Source organism: Acidovorax sp. FW305-C-20-28 (assembly GCF_058783375.1).
Genome location: NZ_JBYSYM010000013.1, coordinates 61,776 through 88,303 on the forward strand (window position 1 = coordinate 61,776; position 26,528 = coordinate 88,303).

At 69.3% G+C, this 26,528-nt stretch carries 21 protein-coding genes; 10 read left to right on the top strand and 11 right to left on the bottom strand.

The annotated features are described in order from the left end of the window. Positions 1–16 precede the first annotated feature (16 nt). From AC3WOH_RS16255 to AC3WOH_RS16265, 3 genes are read right to left on the bottom strand one after another with little or no spacing between them, the layout of a single operon-like run. On the bottom strand, positions 17–1,387 hold the full coding sequence (locus AC3WOH_RS16255) for a TIGR03862 family flavoprotein (RefSeq protein WP_492230334.1): 1,371 nt from the start codon (positions 1,385–1,387) through the stop codon (positions 17–19). A 36-nt stretch (positions 1,388–1,423) separates the two neighbouring features. Continuing rightward, positions 1,424–4,921, bottom strand: a complete 3,498-nt coding sequence (locus tag AC3WOH_RS16260) for a UvrD-helicase domain-containing protein (protein ID WP_492230336.1) — start codon at positions 4,919–4,921, stop codon at positions 1,424–1,426. Beyond that, on the bottom strand, positions 4,918–7,464 hold the full coding sequence (locus tag AC3WOH_RS16265) for a PD-(D/E)XK nuclease family protein (protein WP_492230337.1): 2,547 nt from the start codon (positions 7,462–7,464) through the stop codon (positions 4,918–4,920). Before AC3WOH_RS16265 ends, AC3WOH_RS16260 begins: the two co-directional genes overlap by 4 nt. Before the next feature lie 109 nt (positions 7,465–7,573). Here AC3WOH_RS16265 and trxA point away from each other — a divergent pair, with 109 nt between their 5' ends. Continuing rightward, positions 7,574–7,906 (top strand): thioredoxin TrxA, encoded by a 333-nt coding sequence (gene trxA, locus AC3WOH_RS16270; protein WP_184862384.1) that lies wholly within the window; start codon positions 7,574–7,576, stop codon positions 7,904–7,906. Positions 7,907–8,166: 260 nt separating this feature from the next. After that, positions 8,167–9,429: a transcription termination factor Rho gene (rho, locus tag AC3WOH_RS16275; RefSeq protein WP_184862382.1), complete on the top strand. Its 1,263-nt coding sequence runs from the start codon at positions 8,167–8,169 to the stop codon at positions 9,427–9,429. A 73-nt stretch (positions 9,430–9,502) separates the two neighbouring features. Here rho and AC3WOH_RS16280 read toward each other — a convergent pair whose 3' ends face one another. Beyond that, positions 9,503–10,894, bottom strand: coding sequence for a CoA transferase (locus AC3WOH_RS16280; protein ID WP_492230339.1), 1,392 nt, complete (start codon positions 10,892–10,894; stop codon positions 9,503–9,505). Positions 10,895–10,987: 93 nt separating this feature from the next. On the opposite strand from AC3WOH_RS16280, the gene AC3WOH_RS16285 reads away from it, so the two are divergent. The 4 genes from AC3WOH_RS16285 to AC3WOH_RS16300 all read left to right on the top strand — a co-directional run bounded on the left by AC3WOH_RS16285 (position 10,988) and on the right by AC3WOH_RS16300 (position 15,803). Further along, entirely contained in the window at positions 10,988–12,166 is a 1,179-nt protein-coding gene (locus tag AC3WOH_RS16285) for a citrate/2-methylcitrate synthase (protein ID WP_492230341.1), read from the top strand. Between the two features lie 119 nt (positions 12,167–12,285). Then, positions 12,286–12,549, top strand: a complete 264-nt coding sequence (locus AC3WOH_RS16290; protein WP_492230342.1) for a type B 50S ribosomal protein L31 — start codon at positions 12,286–12,288, stop codon at positions 12,547–12,549. 180 nt (positions 12,550–12,729) lie between these two features. Next, positions 12,730–14,439, top strand: a complete 1,710-nt coding sequence (locus AC3WOH_RS16295; RefSeq protein WP_492230344.1) for a hypothetical protein — start codon at positions 12,730–12,732, stop codon at positions 14,437–14,439. Further along, positions 14,439–15,803, top strand: a complete 1,365-nt coding sequence (locus AC3WOH_RS16300; RefSeq protein WP_492230346.1) for an MATE family efflux transporter — start codon at positions 14,439–14,441, stop codon at positions 15,801–15,803. Before AC3WOH_RS16295 ends, AC3WOH_RS16300 begins: the two co-directional genes overlap by 1 nt. On the opposite strand, the gene phoR is transcribed toward AC3WOH_RS16300, so the two are convergent. The 7 genes from phoR to pstS all read right to left on the bottom strand — a co-directional run bounded on the left by phoR (position 15,760) and on the right by pstS (position 22,439). After that, entirely contained in the window at positions 15,760–17,112 is a 1,353-nt protein-coding gene (gene phoR / locus AC3WOH_RS16305) for a phosphate regulon sensor histidine kinase PhoR (RefSeq protein WP_492230348.1), read from the bottom strand. The two genes, AC3WOH_RS16300 and phoR, sit on opposite strands and share 44 nt — an antisense overlap. A 58-nt stretch (positions 17,113–17,170) precedes the next feature. Next, complete coding sequence (phoB, locus tag AC3WOH_RS16310) at positions 17,171–17,887, bottom strand: phosphate regulon transcriptional regulator PhoB (protein WP_492230349.1); 717 nt, start codon at positions 17,885–17,887, stop codon at positions 17,171–17,173. Positions 17,888–17,902: 15 nt separating this feature from the next. After that, positions 17,903–18,604, bottom strand: coding sequence for a phosphate signaling complex protein PhoU (gene phoU / locus AC3WOH_RS16315; protein WP_492230351.1), 702 nt, complete (start codon positions 18,602–18,604; stop codon positions 17,903–17,905). Between the two features lie 11 nt (positions 18,605–18,615). Then, positions 18,616–19,401: a phosphate ABC transporter ATP-binding protein PstB gene (pstB, locus tag AC3WOH_RS16320; RefSeq protein ID WP_471639320.1), complete on the bottom strand. Its 786-nt coding sequence runs from the start codon at positions 19,399–19,401 to the stop codon at positions 18,616–18,618. A gap of 26 nt (positions 19,402–19,427) precedes the next feature. Further along, on the bottom strand, positions 19,428–20,309 hold the full coding sequence (gene pstA, locus AC3WOH_RS16325) for a phosphate ABC transporter permease PstA (RefSeq protein ID WP_492230353.1): 882 nt from the start codon (positions 20,307–20,309) through the stop codon (positions 19,428–19,430). After that, on the bottom strand, positions 20,306–21,268 hold the full coding sequence (gene pstC, locus AC3WOH_RS16330) for a phosphate ABC transporter permease subunit PstC (RefSeq protein WP_492230354.1): 963 nt from the start codon (positions 21,266–21,268) through the stop codon (positions 20,306–20,308). Before pstC ends, pstA begins: the two co-directional genes overlap by 4 nt. A gap of 130 nt (positions 21,269–21,398) precedes the next feature. Next, entirely contained in the window at positions 21,399–22,439 is a 1,041-nt protein-coding gene (pstS, locus tag AC3WOH_RS16335; protein WP_492230355.1) for a phosphate ABC transporter substrate-binding protein PstS, read from the bottom strand. A gap of 193 nt (positions 22,440–22,632) precedes the next feature. Between pstS and AC3WOH_RS16340 the strand changes: the two genes are divergently transcribed. The 4 genes from AC3WOH_RS16340 (at position 22,633) to AC3WOH_RS16355 (ending at position 26,480) form a co-directional block, all read left to right on the top strand. Further along, positions 22,633–23,124, top strand: a complete 492-nt coding sequence (locus AC3WOH_RS16340; RefSeq protein ID WP_492230357.1) for a fasciclin domain-containing protein — start codon at positions 22,633–22,635, stop codon at positions 23,122–23,124. Between the two features lie 27 nt (positions 23,125–23,151). Further along, positions 23,152–24,342 carry an ABC transporter substrate-binding protein gene (locus AC3WOH_RS16345; protein ID WP_492230358.1) on the top strand — a complete coding sequence of 397 codons (1,191 nt, stop codon included), beginning with the start codon at positions 23,152–23,154 and terminating at the stop codon, positions 24,340–24,342. A gap of 70 nt (positions 24,343–24,412) precedes the next feature. Then, positions 24,413–25,891 (top strand): Ppx/GppA phosphatase family protein, encoded by a 1,479-nt coding sequence (locus tag AC3WOH_RS16350; RefSeq protein ID WP_492230360.1) that lies wholly within the window; start codon positions 24,413–24,415, stop codon positions 25,889–25,891. 52 nt (positions 25,892–25,943) lie between these two features. Next, a complete protein-coding gene (locus AC3WOH_RS16355) occupies positions 25,944–26,480 on the top strand; it encodes a hypothetical protein (RefSeq protein ID WP_492230362.1) in 537 nt (178 codons plus the stop codon). Positions 26,481–26,528: the final 48 nt, after the last annotated feature.

Consider the following 26,528-nt stretch of genomic DNA (forward strand, 5'->3'; position numbering starts at 1 on the left):
CCGGCGGGGCCCCCGGTCACAGGTTGCCGGCCTGCTCCAGCCAACGCAACACTCCCTCACCCGCCACCCTGCCGCTGGCCATGCTCGCGGTGAGCAGATAGCCGCCGGTCGGAGCCTCCCAGTCGAGCATCTCGCCCGCGCAGAACACGCCCGGGGCCGCCGTGGCCATGAGCCGGGCGTCCAGCGCCTCGAAGGCGACGCCCCCAGCCGTGCTGATGGCCTCGTCCAATGGCCGCGCCGCCACCACGGTGACGGGCAGGGCCTTGATGGCATGGGCCAGGGCCACGGGGTCGGCCATGCCGTCCTTGCCCAGGTGCTCATAGAGCATGCCGGCCTTGATGCCATCGAGCCCCAGGCGGCTTTTGAGGTGGCTGGACAGCGAGCGCGAGCCGCGCGGGTGGCGCACCTCCCCCAGCACGCGCTCGGGCGTGTGGTCGGGCAGCAGGTCGAGATGGAAGGTGGCATGGCCATGGGCTTCGACCTCGTCGCGCAGCAGGTGCGAGGCAGCGTACACCAGGCTGCCCTCCACCCCCGTGGCGGTGGCCACGAACTCGCCGCGGCGCTGGAAGCTGCGGCCCTGGCTGTCGGTGAACGCCAGGGCCACGGTCTTGAACGGCTGACCGGCGAAGCGCTCGGTGAAGTGCTCCGTCCAGCCCACGGCCGGCGCCGACGTGCGGCCGATCAGCTCGCGCAGGAAATCGCGCCGCGTCTCGCCCGCCGGCGCATCGGCACGCAGCACGTCAAAGCCGCTGTTGGCCGGGCGCAGCGGCGCCACGGCCACGCCCCGTGCGGCCAGCAGGGGCACCCAGGCGCCATCGGAGCCCAGGCGCGCCCAGCTGCCGCCGCCCAGCGCCAGCACCGTGGCGCGCGCATGTACGGCCAGCTCGCCCGCCGGCGTGGCAAAGCGCAGCGCACCGCCCTGCCCGGCATCGGCCCAGCCCAGCCAGCGGTGGCGCATGTGGAACTGCACGCCCTGGCCGCGCAGTCGCTGCAGCCAGGCGCGCAGCAATGGGGCGGCCTTCATGTCGGTCGGGAACACGCGGCCCGAAGTCCCCACGAAGGTCTCCACGCCCAGGCCTTGGGCCCAGTCGCGGATCGCGGGCCCACCGAAGGCCGCGAGCAGCGGTTCGACCTGCTTCTCGCGGCCGGCAAAGCGGGTGGCGAAGGCCTCGTGCGGCTCGGAGTGTGTGAGGTTGAGCCCCCCCTTGCCGGCCAGAAGGAATTTGCGCCCCACTGAGGGCATGGCATCGAACACGTGCACCGCCACGCCCGCCTGCGCGAGCACCTCGGCCGCCATCAGGCCGGCCGGGCCACCGCCCACGATGGCGACATCGCAGTCCAGGCCCGGGGCGACCGCGTCCGGGGTGGGGGAAGTGCTTGCATTCATGGTGGAGGCTTTCGGAAGTCGGGGCAACGGCAAGGGTCAGAACAGCGACCCCTGGGGGGAGTCGTCCGCAGCCGGAAGCGCGCGGCGGTGCTTGGCCGCCGCAGGCGCTGGAGGTGCGGCGGGGGCGAGAGTATGCCCCATGGCGTCCGCCCCGCCACCGGCACCGGGATCCGCAGGCACCACGACCATGCGCCCATCCCCGGTCAGGAAGGCCGCATGCACGGGCTCACCGGGCATCAGCGCGCGCACCGCCTCGCGGTAGCGCTGCAGCTGCGCCATCAGGCCGGGCTGGCGCTCGGGCCGGGCAGCGCTCTTGTAGTCCAACACCCACCAGCCCGGCGCGGGGCCCGCGCCGCCTGCCACGGCCGGCCGGTGCACCAGCCGGTCGAGCCGCAGGCTCTGGCCCCGGTGGTTCAGGGGCGCCTCGTTCATGGCGCTGTCCATCTCCGCCGGGTCCCAGGCCCAGGAGCCCTCGCCGGCCAGGATGCGCTGGGCCAGTTGCGCCGCGCGCGCAGCGGCCGCGGCGCTGATCTCGTGGTCCAGCGCCAGGCGGGCCAGGCGCGCGGGTGGCCAGCCATGGTGGCGCAGATCGGCCAGCGCCATGCCCGCCACGCCGGCCTGCTCCAGCAGCTGGTGCATGGCCTCGCCCAGGCGGGACTCCGGGGTCGATTCGCTCGCCTGCCGCTCGGCCTGGCCATCGGCACGGCCCACCGCCGCGAACCCCTCGACCAGGCCCGCGCCCAACCCGCCCTTGCGCCCCCGGCCCAGTTCGGGGGGCAGCACGGGCAAGCCGGCCACGGCAAAGGCCTGGGCCTCGCCGGCTTCACCCGCCAGGGCCCCAGCGCCCCCCTCCCCCGGCACCACGACCTCGTGCACCAGGCTGGCCAGGCGGTTCCACCAGCTGCCAGGGGCGGAGCTGGTGGGCTGCACGGACGACAGGGCCAGGCAGTGCTTGGCCCGCGTCATGGCCACGTAGAGCATGTTGAGCTCTTCACGCTGGCGCGCCTGCTGCTCCACGGCCAGGGCATCGACGGCGCTGGGTGGCGGATTCGATTCACTGGCCAGGAAGACAAAGCCCGCGGGCACGGCCTGCTCGCCCGGCCAGTCCACCAGCACGCCCATGGTCTCGGCCTTCTGGGGGCGGGTGTCGGTGTCGAGCAGCAGCACGCACTCGGCCTCCAGGCCCTTGGCGCCGTGCACCGTGAGCAGGCGGATGGCCTGCGCGTCCACGCGGCCGGGCGCGCGCACCCCGCCCTTCTTCATGGCCCGCACAAAGGCATAGGGCGTGAGGTAGCGCCCGCCGTCGTGCTGCAGCGCCGACGCCAGCAGCGCGCGCAGGTTGGCCTGCACGGCCGCGCGCTGGGTGGCCGGTGCCGCTGCGGCAAAGCGGGCCAGCACATCGCCATGGGCATAGATGGCATGCAGGGCATCGTGCGGCGGCAGCGCATCCACCCAGGCCTTGTACTGCGCGAGCACGGGGCCGGCAGGGCCGGCTGGCGTGGCGTCCACCAGTGCGGGGCGCTGCAGCAGTTCGTACCAGCTGCACCCGGCATGCTCGGGCTGGCGGCGCAGCAAGGCCAGGGCCACGAGCGCATCGTCCCCCAGGCCGAACAGCGGTGACCGCAGGGCGCGTGCCAGCGACAGGTCGTGCCCGGTGGAGACCAGGGCATCGAGCAAGGCCACCATGTCCTGTACCTCGGGGGCGTCGAACAGGTCGGCCTTCTCGGGCTGCACGCAGGGCAGGTGCAGGGCGCGCAGCGCATCCTGCATGGAGGCCAGGCGGTCGCGCTTGCGCGCCAGCACCAGCACCTCCTTCGGGGGGATGCCCTGCGCGATCTGCTGCGCCACCCAGCGCGCAGCCTGCTCGCATTCGCGCATGCGCTGCGTTTCCTCGGCCTCGTGGCGCGGCTCGGTCAGGCTGTCGCGCCAGGCCACCAGGCCGCGACGGCTCGCATTGCCTTCTTCTTCCAGCGGGCCGATGGCGGGCAGGCGCAGCAGCTCACCGGGGTCGCGCGACTCGGTGGTGTGGTCGCGAAAGCCGCTGGTCTCGCCCTGCGCCTGGGCATTGCCCAGGGCATCGTTCACGGCGGCGATCACGCCCGTGGCATTGCGGCGCGTGTGGTCACAGCTGAGCAGGTCGCCCGCCAAGCCGTTGCGCACGAAGGCCTGTGCCGCAATGAAGACCTGCGGCTCGGCCCGGCGAAAGCGGTAGATGCTCTGCTTGGGGTCGCCCACGACGAACACGCTGGGCGCCGTGGAACCGCCACCCGAGCCCACGTAGCCCGACAGCCAGGCGTGCAGGGCCTGCCATTGCAGGGGGTTGGTGTCCTGAAACTCGTCGACCAGCAAGTGGCGCACGCGCGCGTCCAGCCGCTCCTGCACCCAGCCGCTGAGCACCGGGTCGGCCAGCATGACCAGGGCCGTGCGCTCCACGTCGTTCATGTCCACCCAGCCGCGCTGGTGCTTCACGGCAGCGAACTCGGCGATCAGGCAGCGCGCCAGGCGCGCCATGCGCTGCTGGTGCTGCCAGGCATCGTGCTGGCGGCGCGCCAGCAGCAGGCGCTGCAGCTCGGGCTCGGCCTCCTGCGCGGCGGCGAACTTCTCCAGGTTCTTCGACAGCCGGTCCTCCTTGGCGACGAACAGGGCCTTGCGCAGCAGGTCCAGGCGCAGGTCCAGGTCCTCGCAGGCAAAGGCGTCGACGATGGCATCGGCCGCCTTCTGGGGCGTCTTGGCGGACTCGGCGCCCAGGGCCTGGGCGCGGTCGAGCCAGCGGCGGCGCACCAGGTCGCCGCGCAATGCATCGGCAGGGCTGTCCAGCCCCGCCAGTTCGGGGCAGTGCTCGGAAAATGGCGGCACCGAGGCATCGACCACGCCAGCCTCGTCCGCCAGGTCGAACTCCACGCGCTTGGCCAGCGCCGCCGCCAGCGCCTTGTGCGTCTGCGAGCGGCCGTGGCGGAACACCGCGGCCTCGTAGTCGGCGCGCAGGCCGGCGTGGCCGTCCACCGCCTGCAGAAACGGCGGCCAGACTTCGCCCACGGCCTCGGCATCGTCCTCCAGCAGGTCGAAGTTGGCGGGCAGGCCCTGGGCCTGCAGCAGCGCCAGCGGCGCCGTGCCCAGCAGCGCGGCAAACCAGCTGTGGAAGGTGCGGATCTGCACGGGCCGGCCGCTCTCCAGCATCCGGCGGTACAGGCCGCGCAGGGCCTCGCGCTGCTCCAGCGCGCGCTCGGGTGCCATGCCGCGGGCCACCAACTCGCCCGTGAGCTGGTCCAGGGGGGCATCGGCGAACTGCTCCAGCCATTCCTGCAGGCGCTGGCGCATTTCGCCGGCCGCCTTCTTGGTGAAGGTGATGGCCAGGATCTCGTGCGGCGCGGCGCCGTCGAGCAGGGCACGCAGCATGCGCGAGACCAGCATCCAGGTCTTGCCCGCGCCCGCGCAGGCCTCGACCGCCACGCTGCGCTGCGGGTCGCAGGCAATGGCGTAGAAGCCCTCGCGCGAGATGGGCTGTCCATTGTGTTCGTAAGCGGCCTTGTTCATGCCCAGAAGTCCTTGCGGCACAGGCCGCGCGCCGCGCAGTAGTCGCAGACCATGCCCTCGCCCAGCGCAGGCATCGGGTCGCCGGCCGCAATGCGTTCGAAGTCGTGCTGTATGCCCTCGACCAGCAGGTCGCGCAGCGCCACCACGTCTTCCTGTTCGTGCATCTGCGTCTCGCCACGCTCACCCACGTTCACATAGGCGGCGCGCAGCGTGTCGTGGCTCAGCAGCGCGGCGTAGAAGGCCAATTGCGTGTCTTCGCTGCCCGCACCGATGCGCTGGCGCGTGACAGCATCGCTCTCGGTCTTGTAGTCGATCACCAGGGTCTGCACTTCGCCGATGCCCGAGACCGCATCGAGACGGTCGATGGTGCCGATCAGCTCCAGCGCCCCCAGAGGCTGCGTGGCCCGAAGTTCGGCCTGGCGGAAGGCGGCGCCCGCCTGTTCGTGCTGTGCCAGCCAGCGCAGGTAGCCATCGCGCACCTGCGGCCAGCCCGCGGCGAACGGCAGGAAATCGCCGCCTTGCAGGCCCTGGCGCACGGTCACGGCCTGGGCCGATTCGTCGAGCCTGCGCGCGCGCGCGGGCCCCGCATCGAGCGGCGACGCCAGCAGGCCTTCATGGAAATGCTGCAGCACCTCGTGCAGCCAGTTGCCGAAATCGCGCTTGTCGACCTCGCCGCCCAGCTCCTCGGCCTCCTGCAGGCCCAACTGGCGCAGTGCGAAGAAGCGGTAGGGGCAGTGGCGCAGGTCCGAGTACGCGGTGGACGACAGCTGGTGCAGCGGCAAGGCCTGGCCGCTGGGCTGCGGCCGGGCCGTGGGCGCACTGGCCACGCTGCGCGCCAGGCGCAGGTCTTCGCCCGCACGCGCCGTGCCATCCAGGTGCAGCGCCAGCACCAGGGCGCTGGCCAGCAGCGGCTCGCCGCCCTCATCGCCCGTGCGCCACAGCACATCCACCACGGGGGTCTGCAGCGCGCTGCGCCAGGCCAGGCGCTGCGCAGCCTCCAGCGATTCGCGCGTGGGCAGGCCAAAGGCCTCGCGCTGGGCCTGCGTCCATTCTCCGGGCGGCTCGGGCGCGGGCTGCAGGCGCTTTTCGTCGCAGCCCGGCAGCACCAGCGCGGCAAAGGTCCGCGCCAGCAGTTGCGGCAGCGGCAGGATCACGACCGGCGCGCCGGGTGGCGGCGGGGGCACGAAACGCGCGGCCTCCAGCACCTCGTCGACCCAGCGCGTGAACTCGGCCAGCGCCATGCGCCGGCCCGCGCCCTCCCAGACTTCGAGCCCGGCCTGCAGACCCTCGGGCAGGCGCAGCAAGGCCAGCACGCGCTCGCCCGCTTCGTCGGCCTCGAGCTCGGCCCATTGGCCCGTGGCCTCCAGCAGCCCGCGCAGGGCCGCCAGCCACTGCGCCAGCGGGCGCGCTGCGCGCAGGCCGGCGCGCCAGGCCTCGGTCTGCGCCACGGCATCGGCCAGCGCCAGGTGTGCGCTCCAGTCGCGCCCGGCCGCCGCATCCCAGCGCGCGAGCGAGCCCTTGCGCAGCGCCTTCTCCAGCCGGTTGAGCGTGTCCGCCGGCCAGGCCGGCACCTGCTTGAGCCAGGCGAGCACGGCGTCCGCGTCGGCGTCCCAGGCGCAGGCCTTGAGTCCAGCCATGACCTGGGCGGCCGCGCGCGTGGTCGACAGGGTCCAGCCGCTTTCGTCGCGCACATCCACGCCGCTGCTGCCCAGGTGGGCCCGCACGCGGCGGGTCAGGGCCCGGTCGGTGGCGGCCAGCACCACGGGTGTGCGGCCCGCCGCCAGGTGGGCCAGCACGCAGGCGGCGGCGCGCTGCGCCTCGTCCTCGGCGTCGCTGGCCGCATGCAGGGCGATCCGGCCCTGCGCACCACCGTCCTCGCCGGGCGCATAGAGCGGCAGCACCAGGGCGCGCTCGCCCCATTGGGCCAGCAGCGCAGCGGCCAGGGGTTCGGCCTGGAAGCCTTCGAGCACCACCAGGGCATCGGTGGCGGCGCACACGCCGGGCTCGAACAGCACATCGGTCGCGTAGCGCGAGGCCAGCGCCCATTCGAGCGCAATGCGCGCCACCACGGCTTCGAAGCGCAGGGCGCTGCCCTCGTCCGCCACCGGCAGCAGGCTGCGCGCCTGCAGGCCCCAGGCATCGCGCTGTGCGGGGGGCACAGCCGCCACGGCCAGGGCCAGCTGGGCCGCCGCCTCCTGCAGCGGTGTGGCCAGCACCTCGCGCTGCGCCGACAGGCCCGCCTGGTCGAGCAGGGTGCGCGCGGTCAGCGTGTCGCGCGCCACATCGCCCGCCAGGTCGCGGCCTTCAGGCACAAAGACCGCCAGCTGGTGGGCCCAGTTGCGCGTGGTCTCGAAGCGGGGAACGAAGCTGTCCGGCTGCTGGCGCGCCCACAGCTGCTGGCCCCAGGGCATGAGCTGCGCATAGGGCACCAGCACCACGGTGCGCGCCGGGTGCGCGCCGCAAGCCGCCAGGTGCCGCGCCACCGCACCCAGCACCCGGGCCCAGCAAGGCGCTGCCTGATCGGTTTTAGCTATGACAGTCATAGCATCGGAGGGCCCGGCCACACCGGTGAACGTGGGATTGGTTTCTGTCACAATGACCCAACTTTATACGTACCCCGGTCCCAACCCGCCCAGATACAAGGAATACGCCATGGCCAGCGAACTCATCAAGCACCTCACCGACGCCAGCTTTGAAGCCGACGTACTGCAGTCCACCACCCCCGTGCTGGTGGACTACTGGGCCGAGTGGTGCGGCCCCTGCAAGGACATCGCCCCCCACCTCGACGACCTCGCCAAGACCTATGAAGGCAAGCTGCAGGTCGCCAAGCTGAACATCGACGAAAACCGCGAGACCCCCGCCAAGTTCGGCATCCGCGGCATCCCCACGCTGATGTTCTTCAAGGATGGGCAGCTGGCTGCCACCAAGATCGGTTCCATGCGCAAGGAACAGCTGACGGCCTTCGTCGACCAGCAACTGGCCTGACGCCAGCATGGCAGCAGCGCCCCAGGCCGGGGTACTGCTGCCCCGCATTGCACCGCTGCTTGCATCTCTTCACATGCCCGCAGGCAGCGGCCCGGCCTTCCCGGATTTTTTCCTGTCATAATTCCAGCAGATCACCGGCTTGCACGCATTGGCAGCCGGTTCGAGAGATCCTCAGGCGCGCCGTGACTGCCATCAGCAGACCACCGGCGAACAGCCCCACTCCCCCGAGACACCTACCTACTCCGCCAAGGAGTCATTCCATGCACTTAAACGAACTCAAGGCACTGCACGTGTCTGAAGTCCTGAAGCAGGCCGAAGAACTCGAAATCGAAAACACGGGCCGGATGCGCAAACAGGAGCTGATGTTTGCCATCATCAAGAAGCGCGCCAAGGCAGGCGAGCAGGTGTTTGCGGACGGGGTGCTGGAAATCCTTCCCGATGGCTTCGGCTTTCTGCGCAGCCCGGACACGAGCTTCACCGCGAGCACGGACGACATCTACATCTCCCCCAGCCAGGTGCGCCGCTTCAACCTGCACACCGGCGACATGATCGAAGGCGAAGTGCGCACCCCCAAGGACGGCGAGCGCTACTTTGCCCTGACCAAGCTCGACAAGGTCAACGACGGCCCGCCGGAGCAGAACAAGCACAAGGTGATGTTCGAAAACCTGACGCCGCTGTTCCCCAAGGAGCAGATGCGCCTGGAGCGCGACGTCAAGAGCGACGAGAACATCACCGGCCGCATCATCGACATCATCGCGCCCATCGGCCGCGGCCAGCGCGCCCTGATCGTGGCCCCGCCCAAGAGCGGCAAGACGGTGATGATGCAGCACATCGCCCACGCCATCACGGCCAACAACCCCGACGTGCACCTGATGGTGCTGCTGGTGGACGAGCGCCCTGAAGAAGTGACCGAAATGCAGCGCACGGTCAAGGGCGAGATCATCGCCTCCACCTTCGACGAGCCCGCGGCCCGCCACGTGCACGTGGCCGAGATGGTGATCGAGCGCGCCAAGCGCCTGGTCGAACTCAAGAAGGACGTGGTGATCCTGCTGGACTCCATCACCCGCCTGGCCCGCGCCTACAACAACGTCGTGCCCTCCAGCGGCAAGGTGCTGTCCGGCGGCGTGGACGCGGCCGCACTGCAGCGCCCCAAGCGCTTCTTCGGCGCCGCCCGCAAGGTCGAGGAAGGCGGCTCGCTGACCATCATCGCCACGGCCCTGGTCGACACCGGCAGCCGCATGGACGAAGTGATCTTTGAAGAATTCAAGGGCACGGGCAACTGCGAAATCCACCTGAACCGCCGCCTGTACGAAAAGCGCGTGTTCCCCGCCATCGAGCTCAACAAGAGCGGCACGCGCCGCGAAGAGCTGCTGCTGGTGCCCGAGATCCTGCAGAAGACGCGCATCCTGCGCCAGTTCATGTACAACATGGACGAGATCGAGTCCATGGAACTCATGATCAAGAACATGAAGGCCACGAAAACGAACGTGGACTTCTTCGACATGATGCGCCGCGGCGGCTGAGGCAGGCCCGGCACCACAGCACAACGCCCCGCAGGCCGCACGGCCTGCGGGGCGTTGCCGCATCCGGCCCTGTCTACCAATGCGGCTGCGCAGAGCCCAGCGCCAGCGCCGGCCGCGCCCAATGCAGGGGGGCGCCCTGCACCACGAGTGGTGCACGCACCCGCCGGGCCGGGCCCCAGGCGGTGGCCTCCAGCGCGTCGCCCACATCGCTTGTTTGCTCGGGCGCCAGAGGCTGCGCCGGGTGGCGCGCGGCAGACATCAGCCAGTGCGCCGTGCGCGCCAGGGACAGCCGGGCCGCGCAGCCCGCGCCCATGGCCCGGCGGCGCGCCAGGCCCTGCACCACGGCCGCCGCCATCAGGTAGCCCGTGGCATGGTCGATGGCCTGCACGGGCAGGGGCATGGGCCGGTCATGGCCGCCTTCGCGCATGCCGGCATCGACGATACCGGAACTCATCTGCACCAGGCTGTCGAAGCCGCGCCGGTGCTGCCAGGGGCCACTCCAGCCATAGGCATTGAGCGACACGTCCACCAGGCCCGGGTGGAGGGCGCGCCGCCGCTCGGCCCCCAGCCCCAGGGCGTCGAGCGCGCCGGGCCGCAGGCCGTGCACCAGCACATCGGCTTGGCCCAGCAGCGCCTCGAACACCTGGCGCCCCTCACGCTGGCGCAGGTCGAGCCGCGCGCAGCGCTTGCCCAGCACGACCTCGGGCACGGTGACGGGCTCGTCCCAGCCGGGCGGGTCGATGCGCAGCACCTCGGCGCCAAAGCCTGCAAGAAAACGGGTGGCCGTGGGGCCGGCGAGGATGCGCGTGAGGTCCAGCACGCGCACACCGCGCAGGGGCCGCGCGGGATCGGTGCGCCAGCCGGGCAGCGGCATCGCCGGCGCAAAGGCCTCCCAATGCACCAGGGGCTCGGCCCGCACGGCCAGGCCCTGCGCATGGTGCGCCCAGCCCTTGATGCTGCGCATGGCGGCGGCGCAGCCACCCCGCTCCACCACGGCCGACTCCAGCGCATCGGCATTCCAGCGGGCCACGGCGCGCGCCACGGCCTCCCGGTCGGCCGCCACACCCAGCACCGCCAGGGCCGCCTCGCGGTGGTGCGGCGCATTGGTGTGCAGGCGCACCCAGCCATCGACCGCGCGGTAGTCGCCCGCCACGGCATCCCACACCGGCGGCAGGGACCAGCCCTCGGGGCGCAGCGACATGCCGAACCAGAAAGAAGCGAGGCGCCGGTCCACCTGCACGGCGGGCCAGGTGCCCGCTGCCTGCGCGATGAGCCCGGCCACCGACAGGCCCGCCACGCTGACCGAGGCGGCTGCCAGGTCCGTGACCGGGAAGACCGAGGGCAGGTCGCCATGGCCGGCCATGGACAGATGGCGGCACGCCGATGCATCCCCCTGCAGCGCCGCCCAGGCGTCGGCGGCCAGCGCCAGGGCATCTGCCGGGGTGGTAACTGCCTGCTCGACCATGGCCAAACTCCTTGAAAGAGGTTTCCCAGAATAGAGAGGCAGAATTTATTGTCAATATTGATTTATATTTTCAACATTATTTTGCCTACCGCCATGTCCAGCTACCTCACCGCTGCCCAGACTGCCGAGCGCCTGGGCGTCTCGCGCGCCACGCTGTATGCCTATGTGAGCCGCGGCCTGCTGCATGCCCACCCCGGCCCCACCCCGCGCGAGAGCCGCTACGCGCTGGCCGATGTGGAGCAGTTGGCCGGCCAGCGCAAGCGCGGCCGCAAGCCGCGCGAGGTGGCCAAGGCCACGCTGAGCTGGGGCCTGCCGGTGCTGGAGTCGGCCATCACGCTGATCGAGGATGGGCAGCTGTACCTGCGCGGTGCCCGCATCGACACCCTGGCCACTTCGGGCAGTGTGGAGGCCGTGGCGGCCCTGCTGTGGCAATGCAGCGAAGCCAGCGCATTCGCCGCACCACCCCCGCCCTCGCCTGCGCTGCTGGCTCTGGGCCAGGCCCATCTGGCAGGCCTGCGCCCAGAAGAATCGCTGCTGCCCTTGTTCACCATGGCCAGCGAGGATGGCCCCACCGCCCCTTGGCAGACCTCGCCCGAACGCCTGGCCGGGGGCTGCGGCGCCCTGGTGCGCCTGCTGGCGGCCTGCTTGCTGGGCACAGCGCCGGCCTCGGCACCGCTGCATGTGCAGTGCGCGGCCGCCTGGGGACTCGACGACCAGGGTGCCGACCTGGTGCGCATGGCGCTGGTGCTCAGCGCCGACCATGAGCTCAATGCTTCGGGCTTTACCGCGCGCTGCGTGGCTTCCACGGGTGCCAGCCTGCGCGCGGCGGTGGTGGGCGGCCTGGCGGCACTGACCGGGGGACTGCACGGCGGCGCCACGGCCCGCGTGGAGGCCCTGTGGGACCAACTGGGCCATGCGCCGGCCCAGGCCCTGCGCCAGCGCCTGGCGCGCGGCGAGGCACTGCCCGGCTTTGGCCACCACCTGTATCCCGAGGGCGATGTGCGCGCCCGGATGCTGTTCGGCCGCATCCTGCCCGCGCAACCCGCCTGGGCCGGCTGGATCGACGACGCCCGGGACCTGGTGGGCCAGTACCCGTCGCTCGACCTGGCGCTGGTGGCCGTGCGCAGGCACCTGGGGCTGCCGCCGGGCAGCGCCTACGGGCTGTTCGCCCTGGGCCGCTCGCTCGGCTGGATCGCCCACGCGCTGGAGCAGCGCAACGGCCAGGCCCTCATACGCCCCCGCGCCGCCTACACGGGGCCTCGCCCGGCTTGAGTTCATTTGCACTCCAGGTTATAATGGAGGGCTTTTATTGCGGAAAGTACGCTGGATGCTCCACGGCGCAGAGGTTGCACCGGGTCCTGCACGGCTCCCGCACTTGACAAGGATTGATCATGAAAGAAGGCATTCACCCCAACTACCGCGAAGTGCTGTTCGTGGACCTGTCCAACGGTTTCAAGTTCGTGACCCGTTCCTGCGTGAACACCAAGGAAACCGGCAAGACCGACGACGGCCGTGAGCTGCCCCTGTTCAAGCTCGATACCTCCAGCGAATCGCACCCCTTCTACACGGGCACGCAAAAGTCCGTGGACAACATGGGCGGCCGCGTGGAAAAGTTCCGCAACCGCTTCGGCAAGACCACTGCTGCTGCCAAGTAAATCTTCGCAGGCAGTGCGCCGACAGAAAGGCAGCCCGGGCAACCGAGCTGCCTTTTTTCATGCCCGCGCCATGCGCTGTGACCAGGGTTACCAGATTTACCCTGACCACCACAGCCTGCTGACGGAACCTGTGCGCTTATCCCTTATTCTTGGCGGCTCCCTGAAGCCCCTGACCACCGCGTGAATCCACCCACCCCGGCCATCGTTACCCAGAATGCCGTGCGGCCGCTGCCGCGCTGGGCCCTGATGCTGCTGTGCATTGCCTATGTGATCCCCGGCTTCGTGGGCCGCGCGCCGTGGAAGAGCGCCGACATCACCGCCTATGGCTACATGCTGGAGCTGGCCCAGGGGCGCACCAGTTGGCTCAATCCGCTGCTGGGCGGCATGGCGCCCGAGACCGAGGGCCTGCTACCCTACTGGATCGGTGCCCTCGCCATCCAGGGTGCCCCGGCCTGGCTCTCGCCCGAAATGGCCGTGCGCCTGCCCTTTGCCGCACTGCTGGCGCTGACCTTCATGGCCACCTGGTATGGCGTGTACTACCTGGCACGCAGCCCGGGCGCCCAGCCCGTGGCCTTTGCCTTTGGCGGCGAGGCCAACCCGCTCGACTATGCGCGCGCCATTGCCGATGGCGCCCTGCTCGCCCTGATCGCCTGCCTGGGGCTGGCCCAGCTCTCGCACGAGGTCACGAGCTACCTGGTGCAGTTGAGCTGCACCGCCTTCCTGTTTTTCGCCTTCGCAGCCCTGCCCTACCACGCCGGCAAGGCGTGGGCGGCCATGCTCGTGGGGGCGTTCGGCCTCACGCTGGCCGGAGCACCGGCCCTCACGGCGCTGCTGGGTGCCAGCGGCGTGCTGCTGGCCCTGCACCTGCCGGGCAAGGACGAGCGCCAGTGCAAGGCCTGGGCGGTGGCCACCGTGCTGGTCATCGTGGTGGCGGCCGCACTGGCCTGGCAGCTCGACCTGTGGCGCTGGCGCATTGTCAGCACCGAGGGCGGCGGCAAGGAATGGGCGAGCCTGGCGCGCCTGCTGGTCTGGTTCGGCTGGCCCGCCTGGCCCCTGGCGCTGTGGACGCTGTGGCGCTGGCGCAAGCAGATCGCCAGCCGCCAGTGGCACCGCCACCTGCTGCTGCCGCTGTGGTTCACCGCCGTCTCCGTGGCAGCCACCATCACCACGCAGCCGGCCGACCGCGCCCTGCTGCTGGGCCTGCCCGCACTGGCGGCGCTGGCCGCATTCGCCTTGCCCACGCTCAGCCGCAGCATGGGCGCGCTGATCGACTGGTTCACGCTGCTCTTCTTCAGCGTCTCGGCACTGGCCATCTGGGTGATCTGGATCGCCATGCAGACCGGCGTGCCCGCCAAGCCAGCCGCCAACGTAGCCAAGCTGGCGCCGGGCTTCGTGCCACAGTTCTCGGCGCTGGCCCTGGTGGTGGCGCTGGCCGCCTCGGTGGGCTGGTGCGCCCTGGTGTGGTGGCGCGCCTCGCGCAACCGCGCGCCGATCTGGAAGAGCCTGGTGCTGCCGGCCAGCGGTGCGGCCCTGAGCTGGCTGCTGCTCATGAGCCTGTGGCTGCCGCTCCTGGACTTCGCGCGCAGCTATGTGCCGCAGATGCGCGCCATCAGCGCCGTTGTCGGACCCAACCCCGGCTGCGTGCAGACCGTGGGCCTGAGCCGTGCCCAGGTGGCGGCCCTGCAGTACCACGCCGGCCTCACGCTGCACCCGGCCAGCCTCACGGTGACGGGCTGCGAGTGGCTGGTCTCGGACATCGCCTCCTGGCCCGCGCCAGCATCCACGGTCGACGCGCTGCAGTGGGAGCGCGTGGCCACCGTGGCACGCCCCACCGACAAGACCGACTTCCTGGTCCTGTTCCGCCGCATCGAGACCGAAGCCAAACCCTGATGAGCGAGCTGTCGACCATTTCCCGCCACGCCGTGACGGTGCTGGCCGGGCAACTGGCCGTGATGGCCTTCGGCGTGGCCGACACCATCGTGGCGGGCCGCTACAGCGAAGCCTCGCTGGCAGCGCTCTCGGTGGGCTCGGCCATCTTCATCAGCGTCTATGTGGCGCTGATCGGGGTGCTGCAGGCGCTGATGCCGGTCTGGGCCGAACTGCGCGGCGCCGGGCAGCAGGCACAGATGGGTGCATCACTGCGCCAGTCACTGTACCTGTGCGCCGTGGCCAGCGCCCTGGGCATGGCCGTGCTGCTCTCGCCCGGCGCCCTGCTGCGCTGGACCGAGGTGCCCGACACCCTGCGCGGCGAGGTCGAGAACTACCTGGCCGTGCTGGCCTTGGCACTGCCGCCGGCGCTGCTGTTTCGCATCTACAGCACGCTCAACCAGGCCCTGGGCCGGCCCCAGCTGGTGACCTGGCTGCAGGTGGGCTCGCTGTTCATCAAGGTGCCGCTGTCCATCTGGTTCACCTTTGGCGGCGCCGGCCTGCCCGCGCAGGGCGCCGTGGGCTGCGCCTGGGCCACCCTGGTGGTCAACTGCAGCATGCTCGCCCTGGCGCTGTGGCTGCTGCGCACGCAGTCGCTGTACCGGCCACTGGCCCTCTGGCAGCCGCTGGAGCGCCCGCACTGGCCCACCATCGCAGGCTTTGCGCGCCTGGGCGTGCCGGCCGGCCTGGCGGTGATGGTGGAGGTGACCTCCTTCACCCTCATGGCCTTGTTCATCGCGCGCCAGGGCACCGTGGCTTCGGCCGCGCACCAGATCGCGTCCAACCTGGCGGCGGTGCTCTATATGGTGCCCTTGTCGCTGTCCATTGCCACCAGCGCACGTGTGAGCTACTGGCTGGGCGCCGGCGAGCCGCTGCGCGCGCGCCAGGTCGGGTTGCTGGGGCTGCGCCTGGCCTGCACCATGGGCCTGGCCCTGGCGGCGCTGATGTTCCTCGGGCGCAACCACCTGGGGGCTCTGTATTCGTCGAACGCGCAGGTGGTGGCGGTCACGGGCGGCTTGCTGGCCTGGGTGGCGGCCTACCATGTGGCCGATGCGCTGCAGACCCTGTGCGTGTTCGTGTTGCGCTGCTACCGCATCACGGTGGCGCCGCTGGTGGTCTACTGCACCCTGCTGTGGGGTGCCGGCCTGGGCGGCGGCTACCTGCTGGCCTACCAGGGCCTGGGGCCCTGGGATGCCATGGCCACACCGGCCACCTTCTGGGCGGCCAGCGCCGCCGCCCTGGCCGTGACGGCGGCCCTGTTCGCGGCCATGCTCTGGCGCGCGATCAAGCTGCCAGTGCCTGTGGCGCTGGCACGCGCAGCCGGTTGACCGGAAAGGTCACGCAAAAGGTCGAGCCCTTGCCCAGGGTGCTCTGGATGTTGAGCGTCGCGCCATGGCGCTGCAGCACATGCTTGACGATGGCCAGGCCCAGGCCCGTGCCCCCGGTCTCGCGCGAGCGGCTGCGGTCCACCCGGTAAAAGCGCTCGGTCAGCCGCGGGATGTGCTCGGGCGCAATGCCAGGCCCCGTGTCCTGGACCGAGAACGTGGCCGAGCCATCGTCCTTGCGCACCCAGCTGACCGTGATGGTGCCGCCCGCCGGCGTGTAGCGCACGGCGTTGTTGATGATGTTGGACAAAGCACTCTGCAACTCGGCCGGCACGCCGGCAATGTCGCCTTGGGCCAGCAGCTCGGCCTTGCTGGGGAACAGCAGGGTATGGGGGCGCTGCTGGGTCTGCGCAAGCAGGGCCGACAGGGCACGGCTCTCCTCCTCGCAGCGCTGCACCAGGCCCTGCACCGGCGTCCATTCGGCCATGCCGGGCGGCGGGCTGCCCTCCAGGCGCGACAGCGTGAGCAGGTCCTGCACCACGCTCTGCATGCGTGCCGCCTGCTGGGACATCATGCCCAGGTAGCGTGCGCGCTCGTCCTGCGCCAGCGGCAGGGTCTGCAGCGTCTCGACAAAGCCCATGAGCACCGTGAGCGGCGTGCGGATCTCGTGCGAGACGTTGGCCACGAAGTCGCGGCGCATGGCCTCGGCCTGCTCCAGCGCCGTCACGTCGCGCGAGAGCAGCAGTGTGCGCCCGTCGCCGTAGGGATGCAGCTGCACCGAGATGCGCACCGGGCGCGAAGACGTGCTGAAACGCCCCTCCAGTACCACATCGTGCGTGAAGTCCTGGGCCGTGTAGTAGGCGGTGAATTCGGGGTCGCGCACCAGGTTGCCGATGGACTGCATGACGTCGCGCTGCGCGTCGAAGCCGAACTGGCTGGCCGCCATCTGGTTGCACCACTCGATGTGGCCCTGCGCGTCGAGCAGCACCACGCCGTTGGGCGTGGCCTGCAACGCCGCCAGGATCTCCTGCAGGCGGTTCTGGCTGCTTTGCACCTCCTGGGCCTGCAGGCGCAGCAGGCGCCGCGCCCGGTCGGCCGCCTCGCCCCACATGCCGCGCATCACCGGGGCGCGCGACAGCTCGCCCGTGCGCAGCCAGCGCAGCACGCGTGCGCCACGCAGCAGGTCCCACACAAACCAGGCCCAGGCCGCAATCGCCGCACCCAGGGCCGCCCCCCAGGGCCCTCCCTGCCACCAACCGAGCCCGCCGCCGGCGATTTGCCAGAGCAGGAAATACGTGAATCGCCAAAGCATGCAGCGTGCAAAGCCTTTTTCTGAAAACCAGGGGCGCCCTGCGGCGCCCCGTGAACCGTCAGGCCTGCAGTGGCTGCGCCTGGGGTTGCGATTGCGCCGTGAGCCGGTAGCCGGCGCCGCGCACGGTCTCGACCATCACCGACGCAGCGCCCAGCGCCTCGCGCAGGCGCTTGACGTGCACGTCCACGGTGCGCTCCTCGATGAAGACATGGTCGCCCCAGACCTTGTCCAGGAGCTGCGAGCGGCTGTGCACGCGCTCGGCATGCTTCATGAGGTAGTGCAGCAGCTTGAACTCGGTGGGCCCCACCTTGAGCTGCTGGCCCTGGAAGGCCACGCGGTAGGTGCCGGCATCGAGCACCAGCTCGCCGATGGTCACGCTGTCGCTGACCTGCTCGGGCGCGCGGCGGCGCAGCACGGCGCGGATGCGCGCCAGCAGCTCCTGCGTGGAAAAAGGCTTGGTGACGTAGTCGTCGGCACCGGCATCCAGGCCCGCCACCTTGTCCGGCTCGTCGCCACGGGCCGTGAGCATGAGGATGGGGATGGCCTTGGTGCGCGCGTCGGCGCGCCACTTGCGCGCCAGCGACAGGCCGCTCTGGCCGGGCAGCATCCAGTCGAGCAGGATCACGTCGGGCAGCACGGCATCGAGCTCGCGCTGGGCCGAATCGCCATCTTCGGCCCAGAAGGGCTGGAATCCGTTGTGCCGCAGGTTGACCGCGATCAGCTCGGCGATCGCGGGTTCGTCTTCGACAATCAGAACTCGGGGTAACTTTCTCATACAGCGTTCACAGGCCTACAGCACGGCCGATTCGATTTCATCAAGGGTCGTATGGCGCACGTCCTTGCCCTTGACCAGGTAGATGATGAGTTCGGCCACGTTCTTCGAATGGTCGCCGATGCGCTCGATGGCCTTGGCCAGGAACAAGAGGTCCAGGCTGGGGGAGATGGTGCGCGGGTCTTCCATCATGTAGGTGACCAGCTTGCGCACGAAGCCGTCGAACTCCTTGTCGATCAGGTCGTCCTCCTTGAGGATGGAGACGGCCATCGCGGTGTCCAGGCGGGCGAAGGCGTCGAGCGTCTTGCGCAGCAGGCCCGAGGCCAGGTCGGCCGCCATGCGCAGGTCGCTCGAGGGCAGCGAGCGGGCGGCGCCGCTCTCGATGATGGAGCGCACCATGCGCGCCATCTTGTTGGCCTCGTCGCCCATGCGCTCGAGGTTGGCCGTGGCCTTGGAGAAGGCCAGCAGCAGGCGCAGGTCGCGCGCCGTGGGCTGGCGGCGCGCGATGATCGACGACAGCTCGTGGTCGATCTCCACTTCCATGGCATTCACGCGCACTTCGATGGCGGCCACCTGTTCCACGGCCTCGATGCTGAACTGCGACAGGGCGTAGACCGCCTGGCGGATCTGCGACTCCACGAGCCCGCCCATCTCCATGACGCGGGCGGAGACGCTGTTGAGTTCGGAGTCGAACTGCGACGAAAGGTGCTTGTCGGGCATGGTCTGTCTCCTTAGCCGAAACGGCCGGTGATGTAGTCTTCGGTTTCCTTGCGCTGCGGCTTGAAGAACATCTGTTCCGTCTCGCCGAACTCGACCAGATCGCCCAGGTACATGTAGGCGGTGTAGTCGCTGCAGCGCGCGGCCTGCTGCATGTTGTGGGTCACGATGACCACGGTGTACTCGTTCTTGAGTTCGGCGATCAGCTCCTCGACCTTGGCGGTCGAGATCGGGTCCAGCGCCGAGCAAGGCTCGTCGAGCAGCAGCACTTCGGGCTTGATGGCAATGCCGCGGGCAATGCACAGGCGCTGCTGCTGGCCGCCGGACAGGCCGGAGCCGGTCTGGTTGAGCTTGTCCTTGACCTCGTTCCACAGGGCGGCCTTGCGCAGAGCCCATTCGACACGGTCGTCCATGTCGGTGGCGCTCAGGCTCTCGAACAGCTTCACGCCGAAGGCGATGTTGTCGTAGATCGACATCGGGAAGGGAGTGGGTTTCTGGAACACCATGCCGACCTTGGCACGCACCAGGGCCACGTCCTGCTTGCTGGTGAGCAGGTTCTCGCCGTCCAGCACGATCTGGCCTTCGGCGCGCTGCTCGGGGTAGAGCTCGAACATGCGGTTGAAGGTGCGCAGCAGCGTGGACTTGCCACAGCCCGAAGGGCCAATGAAGGCCGTGACCTTGTTCTCGGGAATGTCGAGGTTGATGCCCTTCAGGGCGTGGAACTTGCCGTAGTAGAAGTTCAGGTCGCGCACCGTGATCTTGGACTTGTTGGGCGCATCGTTCTTGAGGATTGCGGACATGGGAGTGTCTTTCTTGCTGCTGGAGCTTACTTTTGGCGGGTCAGGACCCGCGCCAGGATGTTCAGGCCGAGCACGGCGACGGTGATCAGGAAGACACCGGCCCAGGCCAGTTGCTGCCAGTTTTCATAGGGGCTCATGGCAAATTTGAAGATGGTCACCGGGAGGCTGGCCATGGGTTTGCTCAGGTCGCCGTTCCAGAACTGGTTGTTCAGTGCGGTGAACAGCAGCGGAGCGGTTTCGCCGGCGATGCGGGCCACGGCCAGCAGCACGCCGGTGATCACGCCGGCGCGGGCTGCGCGCAGGGTCACCATGGTGATGACCTTCCACTTGGGCGTGCCCAGGGCGTAGGCGGCTTCGCGCAGGCTGGCCGGTACCAGCACCAGCATGTTCTCGGTGGTGCGGATGACCACCGGAATCACGATCAGCGCCAGCGCCAGGATGCCGGCATAGGCCGAGAAGCTCTTGAAGCGCGCCACCACCACCGCATACACGAACAGGCCGATCACGATGGAGGGCGCCGACAGCAGGATGTCGTTGACGAAGCGCGTCACCGAGGCCAGCAGGCTCTTGGTCTCGTACTCGGCCAGATAGATGCCGGCCATGATGCCGATGGGCGTGCCCACGAAGGTGGCCAGCATCACCATCACGAACGAACCGAAGATGGCGTTGGAGATGCCGCCCGCCTCGTTGGGTGGTGGCGTCATCTGCGTGAACAGGGCCACGCTCAGGCCACCGAGGCCCAGGCGGATGGTTTCCCACAAGATCCAGATCAGCCAGAACACGCCGAAGGCCATGGCGGCCAGCGACAGCACCAGGGCGATCTGGTTGACGCGCTTGCGGCTGTTGTAGCGCGCCTGGCGCTGCTGGGCCAGGTCGGCCGCGGAGATCAGTTGCTGCGCGGTGCTCATGAACGGGCTCCTTCACTCTTTTGCAGGCGGGACAGCAGGATCTTGGAGCACGACAGCACGACGAAGGTGATGAAGAACAGGACCAGGCCCAGGTAGATCAGCGAGGCCTGGTGCAGGCCTTCGCCGGCTTCGGCGAACTCGTTGGCCAGGGCCGAGGTGATGCTGTTGGCCGCCTCGAAGACGGACAGCGAAGACAGCTGGTTCATGTTGCCGATGACGAAGGTCACGGCCATGGTCTCGCCCAGCGCACGGCCCAGGCCGAGCATGATGCCGCCCAGCACACCGGTCTTGGTGTAAGGCAGCACCACCTTCCACACCACTTCCCAGGTCGTGGAGCCCAGGCCGTAGGCGGACTCCTTGAGCAGGGCCGGCGTGACTTCGAACACGTCGCGCATCACCGAGGCGATGAACGGAATGATCATGATGGCCAGGATGATGCCGGCCGACAGGATGCCGATGCCCACCGGGGGGCCGGACACCAGCGCGCCCAGGAAGGGAACGCCCTTGAAGAGGGCCTGCAGCGGCTGCTGCACATAGGTCGCCAGGATGGGGCCGAACACCATCAGGCCCCACATGCCGTAGACGATGGAGGGAACCGCAGCCAGCAGCTCGATGGCCGTGCCCAGGGGACGCTTGAGCCAGGAGGGCGACAGCTCCGTCAGGAACAGCGCAATGCCGAAGCTCACCGGCACGGCGATCAGCAGCGCGATCGCAGAGGTCGTCAGCGTGCCGTAGATCATCACCAGGCCGCCGTACTCGTTCTGCACGGGGTCCCAGACACTGCTGGTGAGAAAACCCAGGCCGTACTTGGCGATGGACGGCCAGGCGCCCACCACCAGCGAGGCCAGGATGCCCAGCAGCAGGAGCAGGGTCAGCACGGCCGCACCGCGCGCCAGGAAGCCGAACAGCTTGTCGGCCACCACGCCGGAAATGAGGGGTCGGTGTGGGGAAGGGGGCATTTTCTCAGTACGCAAGGGAGCCGTCACAAGGGACGGATTGTCGCGGACCGGCATCGTTGTGGACACGTTGTTTGCCTTGAATTCAATGGATTTGAAGTTGAAGGGCCGGCTTATCGCCGGCCCTGTCAAATTACTTGAACGCTACGGCCTTGCCGGAGGTGTCCTTGATGTCACCCCAGGACTTCTGGATGATGGCCTTGACGCTGTCGGGCATGGGCACGTAGTCCAGGTCGGCGGCAGTCTTGTCGCCCTGGGCATAGACCCAGTCGAAGAACTTCAGGGCCGTGGTGGCCTGGGCAGGCTTGTCCTGCGACTTCTGCATCATGATGAAGGTCGCGGACGTGATGGGCCACGAATCCTTGCCAGGCTGGTTGGTCAGGATCTGGTAGAAGCTCTTGGCCCAGTCGGCACCGGCGGCAGCGGCCTTGAAGGTCGCATCGTCGGGCGAGACATAGTTGCCGGCAGAGTTCTGCAGCTGCACATAGGTCAGCTTGTTCTGCTTGACGTAGGCGTACTCGACGTAGCCGATGGAGTTGGGCAGGCGGCCCACGAAGGCGGCCACGCCTTCGTTGCCCTTGCCACCCGCACCGGTGGGCCACTTCACGGCCGTGCCTTCGCCGACCTTGGACTTCCACTCGGCGTTGACCTTGCTCAGGTAGTTGGTGAAACCGAAGGTGGTGCCCGAGCCATCGGCGCGGTTCACCGGGGCGATGGCGGCGTCAGGCAGGTTCACGCCGGGGTTCAGGGCCTTGATGGCCTCGTCGTTCCACTTGGTGATCTTGCCCAGGTAGATGTCGCCCAGGACCTGGCCGCTCAGCTTCATCTGGCCCGGAGCGATGCCCTTGATGTTGACCACCGGAACGATGCCACCGATCACGGTGGGGAACTGCACCAGGCCCTTCTTGGCCAGGTCTTCGTCCTTCAGGGGAGCGTCCGAAGCACCGAAGTCCACTGTCTTGGCTTCGATCTGGCGCATGCCGGCACCCGAGCCCACCGACTGGTAGTTGATCTTGACGCCGGTGGCCTTGTTGTAGTCAGCCGCCCACTTGGAATACAGAGGCGCCGGAAAACTGGCGCCTGCGCCGGTGGCTTCCTGCTGCGCCATGGCTTGGGAGAAAGCACCAGCAGCAATGACACCAGCTACAAGGACCCGAATCGCGGACATTTTCATGGAGATACCTCTTGGGAGAGTGAGTTGGGATGAGGCGACTCTAGGACCCGTATGTGACATTGTCGTGACACACAGATCGGTTGTCACACATCCGTCTCCTTCGTACAGGCGTTTACGTTTGTCATCCAGCTGTCACGGTGCCTGCTTAGTCTCCCGCCACCGAGATGAATCGGCCACCTACCTGGAGAATCACATGTTCCGCCGTTACGCACTGCAATCCGCCCTCGCACTGGCCGCGGCCGCCTCCCTGGCCGGCTGCGCCAGCACCGGTTCCGCCCCCGCCTCCCTGGACAGCACGATTGCAAAGACGCCATCGCTGAGCACCTTCAACAAGCTGGCGGCCCAGGCCGGCCTAGCCGACACCCTCAAGGCCGCTGGCCCCTACACCGTGTTCGCGCCTTCGGACGATGCCTTCAAGGCCATCCCGGCCAAGACCCTGGCCGACCTGCAGGCCAACCCGGCCCAGCTCAAGGCCGTGCTCAACCACCACATCGTGGCGGGCAACGTGACCGCCGCCGCCGTGAAGCCTGGCGCCACCAAGACCCTGAACGGCTCCGACGTGGCCCTGGCACGCGCCGGCACCTTCGTCACGGTGGAAGAAGCCATGGTGGAAAAGGCCGACATCGTGGCCACCAATGGCGTGGTGCACGTGGTCGACCGCGTGCTGATGCCCCCCAAGAAGTAAAACGCACTGCCGCCCGCAGCACCGCACATGACACGCACACCCCGCACCAGCCAGCCCGGCGTCCTGCGCCGCCACTGGCTGCAAGGGGTGGCGGCCATGGGCCTGGCCGGCAGCACCTGGGCCCAGGGGACGGAGCCCTCCGCCAAAAAGACGGATGGCGAGCGTCCCCACGTGGTGGCCCAAGTGGCCGACCTGTCTCCCGACCAGCAGGACGTGAGCCGCGACTTCCTCGTCGGCTCGCGCACCGCCTGGCAGGAAATCAATGCCAAGGGGGGCATCCACGGCCGCCCCGTACAACACCTCACGCTGGAGACCGATGGCACCCCGGCCAGCCTGCAGTCCGTCTGGCAGACCGCGCACAAGCAATCCACCTGCATCGCCCTGTCGGGCTGCGTGGGCAATCCAGCGGCCAGCGGCCTCATCGCACTGCAGGCCAAGGCGGCTCCGGACTCCCCGCTGCCCATCGTCGCCCCCTGGCTGCACGACACCGCCGCTGTGGCGAACGCCACCGGCGCCAGCGACTTCGTGTTCGACATCTTTGCCGGGCAGGAGGCACAGATCACCCACGCCATCAAGAACCTGGCGACCATGGGGGTCCAGACCGTGGGTGTCACCTACGCCAGCCCCGGCGTCCAGCGCCAGTCACAGGCCATGGTGGCGCATGCGGCAAAGGCCATGTCGCTCAAGGTGCAGACCATTCCCATGCCCACCGCAGGCGCCAAGCCTGGCACGGGCAACCGGGTGGAGCAGACCATCGTCCTGTTCATCGGCGGCACGCCGGAGCTGTTCTCCTTTCTGGACCAGCTCGCCGTGCCCCAGGGCCGTCAGTGTTATGTGGTCGCCCTGGCTGACGTGAACCTGCAGGTGCTGGCACAGATGGGCCCCACGGCCGCCAAGGCCTCGGTCATCGTCACCCAGGCCGTGCCCATGGTGAATGCCAGCCTGCCCGTGGTGCGCAGCTACCGCGATGCGCTGGCCCGCCTCTACGACGAGCCCCCCTCCCCGCTGGGCCTGGCGGGCTACATCGCCGCGCGCTACACCGCCGAGGTCATGGCTGGCATCAGCGGCCCCATCACCCGTGCCGGCATGCTGGGCGCGCTGCAAAAGCGCACCGCACTGAACATCGGTGGCTATACCGTCGGCTACCAGGGCCGCCAGCGCACCACACCCTACGTGACCCAGAGCATGCTGACCACCGCAGGGCGCATCATTGGCTGAACTCGCCACAAGACGCCGGCCCGGGTGCTATGCTGGGCCGAAAGGAAAACAGCGCACTCCGCGCACCACCATGCACAACGGAACACTGCTCGCTGCCGTGGATCTGGGATCCAACAGCTTTCGCCTTGAAATCGGCCGCTACGAGCACGGCCACATCCAGCGCGTCGAATACCTCAAGGAAACCGTGCGCCAGGGCAATGGCCTGGACGAGAACCGCAACCTGACCCCTGAGGCCATGCAGCGCGGCTGGGACTGCCTGGCGCGCTTCGGCGAGCGCCTGGCGGGCTTTTCGCGCACGCAGGTGCGTGCCGTGGCCACCCAGACCCTGCGCGAGGCGCGCAACCGCGAGGAGTTCATCGCACGCGGCAGCCAGGTGCTGGGCTACCCCATCGACGTGGTCTCGGGCCCCGAAGAGGCCCGCTTGATCTACCAGGGCGTGGCGCGCCTGCTGCCCCAGTCCGACGAACGGCGCCTGGTGGTGGACATCGGCGGGCGTTCCACCGAGCTCATCCTGGGCCAGCAGTTCACACCCCATGCCGTGGCCTCGTTCCGCGTGGGCAGCGTGGCCTGGTCCTCGCGCTACTTCGCCAACGGCGCTTTCACACCCCAGGCCTTCATGGCCGCGGAGATTGCCGCCAAGGCGGTGCTCGACGAGGCCCTGGCCACCTTCCGGCCCGATGGCTGGGACGTGGCCTATGGCTCCTCGGGCACGGCCGGTGCCGTGGGCGACATCCTCACCGCCGCGGGTGGCCCCGAAGGCCTGATCACGCGCGAAGGCCTGGATTGGCTGCAGGAGCGCCTGCTGCGCGCGCAGAGTGCCGACCGCATCCGCCTCGATGGCCTCAAGGACGAGCGCCGCGCCGTGATCGGCGGCGGCATCAGCGTGCTGCGCGCCGTGTTCGACCTGCTGCACATCCAGCAGATGCAGGTGGCCCAGGGAGCGCTGCGCCAGGGCGCGTTGTACGACCTGCTCGACCGCGAGCAGCCCGGCACCGACCTGCGCAGCACCACGGTCCACGGTCTCATGCAGCGCTTTGGCGTGGAGGTGGAGCATGCCGAGCGCGTGGCGCGCATCGCCTGCCAGCTCTTCGACCAGGCCGCCCCCGCCGGCAGCGAGCGCGCATCGCGCAAGCTCGACTGGGCTGCGCGCCTGCACGAGATCGGCTGCCGCATCTCGCACAGCGACTACCACCGCCACGGCGCCTACATCCTGGACCACACCGATGCCGCGGGCTTTGCCATGCCCGAGCTGCACCGCCTGGGCCAGCTGGTGCTGGGCCAGCGCGGCAAGGTGCGCAAGCTCGATGTGGACCTGACCGACGCAGGCTTTGCCTTGCAACTGCTGTGCCTGCGTCTGGCCGTGGCCTTGTGCCACGCACGCCGCGACCCCGACACCGAAGGCCTGCAACTGCAGCTCAAGGGCACCCGATTCCTGCTGGCAGCGCGCCGCGGCTGGGCGGCCGGCTACCCGCAATCGGCCCACCTGCTGCGCGAGGAAATGCTGGCCTGGCAGAAGACCCCATGGGAGCTGGTGGCAGAGCTGCCGTGACGCCGAAATGAAAACGGTATAAACTGTTTATACCGTTTTATCTTTCGCAACCATGACCACCACTGCACCCGCGTCCGCCCCTGTCACCCCCACCGCTGCTGCCGCCCCGGCCGCAGCCCCCGCGGCCAAGGCACCTGCCGCCGCAAAGAGCACCGCCAAGGCCACCAAGGCGCCCAAGAAGTCCGCAGCGGCCAAGCCTGCTGCCGCAGCCCCCAAGAAGGCCGCCCCCAAAGCCCCTGCCGCCAAGCCGGCAACCACCACCAAGACCAAGGCAGCAGCCGCCCCCGCCGCAAGCAGCAAGCCCGCTGCCGCCGTGGTCCCAGCCAAGGAAACCAAGGCCAAGAAGCCCAAGCTCGTGCGCGACAGCTTTACCATTCCCAAGGACGAGTACGCCGTGGTCGAGACGCTCAAGCAGCGCGCCGCCACACTGGCCCAGCCCGCCAAGAAGAGCGAGCTGCTGCGCGCCGGCCTCAAGCTGCTGGCCGGCCTGTCCGACACCGCCCTGCGCAGCGCCCTGCAGGCCGTGCCGTCGATCAAGACCGGCCGCCCGAAGGCCGAATCCCCTGCCGCCAAGAACGGCCGCAAATAAGAAAGCGGCCCCCGGGCCGCTGTGGGATGGTGGCGACTGTGCTGCTGC

What these genes read in the sequence shown, in the direction of transcription:
- AC3WOH_RS16255 (WP_492230334.1), bottom strand. Translation starts at nt 1,387, where the DNA reads ATGAATGCAAGCACTTCCCCCACCCCGGACGCGGTCGCCCCGGGCCTG.
- AC3WOH_RS16260 (WP_492230336.1), bottom strand. Translation starts at nt 4,921, where the DNA reads ATGAACAAGGCCGCTTACGAACACAATGGACAGCCCATCTCGCGCGAG.
- AC3WOH_RS16265 (WP_492230337.1), bottom strand. Translation starts at nt 7,464, where the DNA reads ATGACTGTCATAGCTAAAACCGATCAGGCAGCGCCTTGCTGGGCCCGG.
- trxA (WP_184862384.1), top strand. Translation starts at nt 7,574, where the DNA reads ATGGCCAGCGAACTCATCAAGCACCTCACCGACGCCAGCTTTGAAGCC.
- rho (WP_184862382.1), top strand. Translation starts at nt 8,167, where the DNA reads ATGCACTTAAACGAACTCAAGGCACTGCACGTGTCTGAAGTCCTGAAG.
- AC3WOH_RS16280 (WP_492230339.1), bottom strand. Translation starts at nt 10,894, where the DNA reads ATGGTCGAGCAGGCAGTTACCACCCCGGCAGATGCCCTGGCGCTGGCC.
- AC3WOH_RS16285 (WP_492230341.1), top strand. Translation starts at nt 10,988, where the DNA reads ATGTCCAGCTACCTCACCGCTGCCCAGACTGCCGAGCGCCTGGGCGTC.
- AC3WOH_RS16290 (WP_492230342.1), top strand. Translation starts at nt 12,286, where the DNA reads ATGAAAGAAGGCATTCACCCCAACTACCGCGAAGTGCTGTTCGTGGAC.
- AC3WOH_RS16300 (WP_492230346.1), top strand. Translation starts at nt 14,439, where the DNA reads ATGAGCGAGCTGTCGACCATTTCCCGCCACGCCGTGACGGTGCTGGCC.
- phoR (WP_492230348.1), bottom strand. Translation starts at nt 17,112, where the DNA reads ATGCTTTGGCGATTCACGTATTTCCTGCTCTGGCAAATCGCCGGCGGC.
- phoB (WP_492230349.1), bottom strand. Translation starts at nt 17,887, where the DNA reads ATGAGAAAGTTACCCCGAGTTCTGATTGTCGAAGACGAACCCGCGATC.
- phoU (WP_492230351.1), bottom strand. Translation starts at nt 18,604, where the DNA reads ATGCCCGACAAGCACCTTTCGTCGCAGTTCGACTCCGAACTCAACAGC.
- pstB (WP_471639320.1), bottom strand. Translation starts at nt 19,401, where the DNA reads ATGTCCGCAATCCTCAAGAACGATGCGCCCAACAAGTCCAAGATCACG.
- pstA (WP_492230353.1), bottom strand. Translation starts at nt 20,309, where the DNA reads ATGAGCACCGCGCAGCAACTGATCTCCGCGGCCGACCTGGCCCAGCAG.
- pstC (WP_492230354.1), bottom strand. Translation starts at nt 21,268, where the DNA reads ATGCCCCCTTCCCCACACCGACCCCTCATTTCCGGCGTGGTGGCCGAC.
- pstS (WP_492230355.1), bottom strand. Translation starts at nt 22,439, where the DNA reads ATGAAAATGTCCGCGATTCGGGTCCTTGTAGCTGGTGTCATTGCTGCT.
- AC3WOH_RS16340 (WP_492230357.1), top strand. Translation starts at nt 22,633, where the DNA reads ATGTTCCGCCGTTACGCACTGCAATCCGCCCTCGCACTGGCCGCGGCC.
- AC3WOH_RS16345 (WP_492230358.1), top strand. Translation starts at nt 23,152, where the DNA reads ATGACACGCACACCCCGCACCAGCCAGCCCGGCGTCCTGCGCCGCCAC.
- AC3WOH_RS16350 (WP_492230360.1), top strand. Translation starts at nt 24,413, where the DNA reads ATGCACAACGGAACACTGCTCGCTGCCGTGGATCTGGGATCCAACAGC.
- AC3WOH_RS16355 (WP_492230362.1), top strand. Translation starts at nt 25,944, where the DNA reads ATGACCACCACTGCACCCGCGTCCGCCCCTGTCACCCCCACCGCTGCT.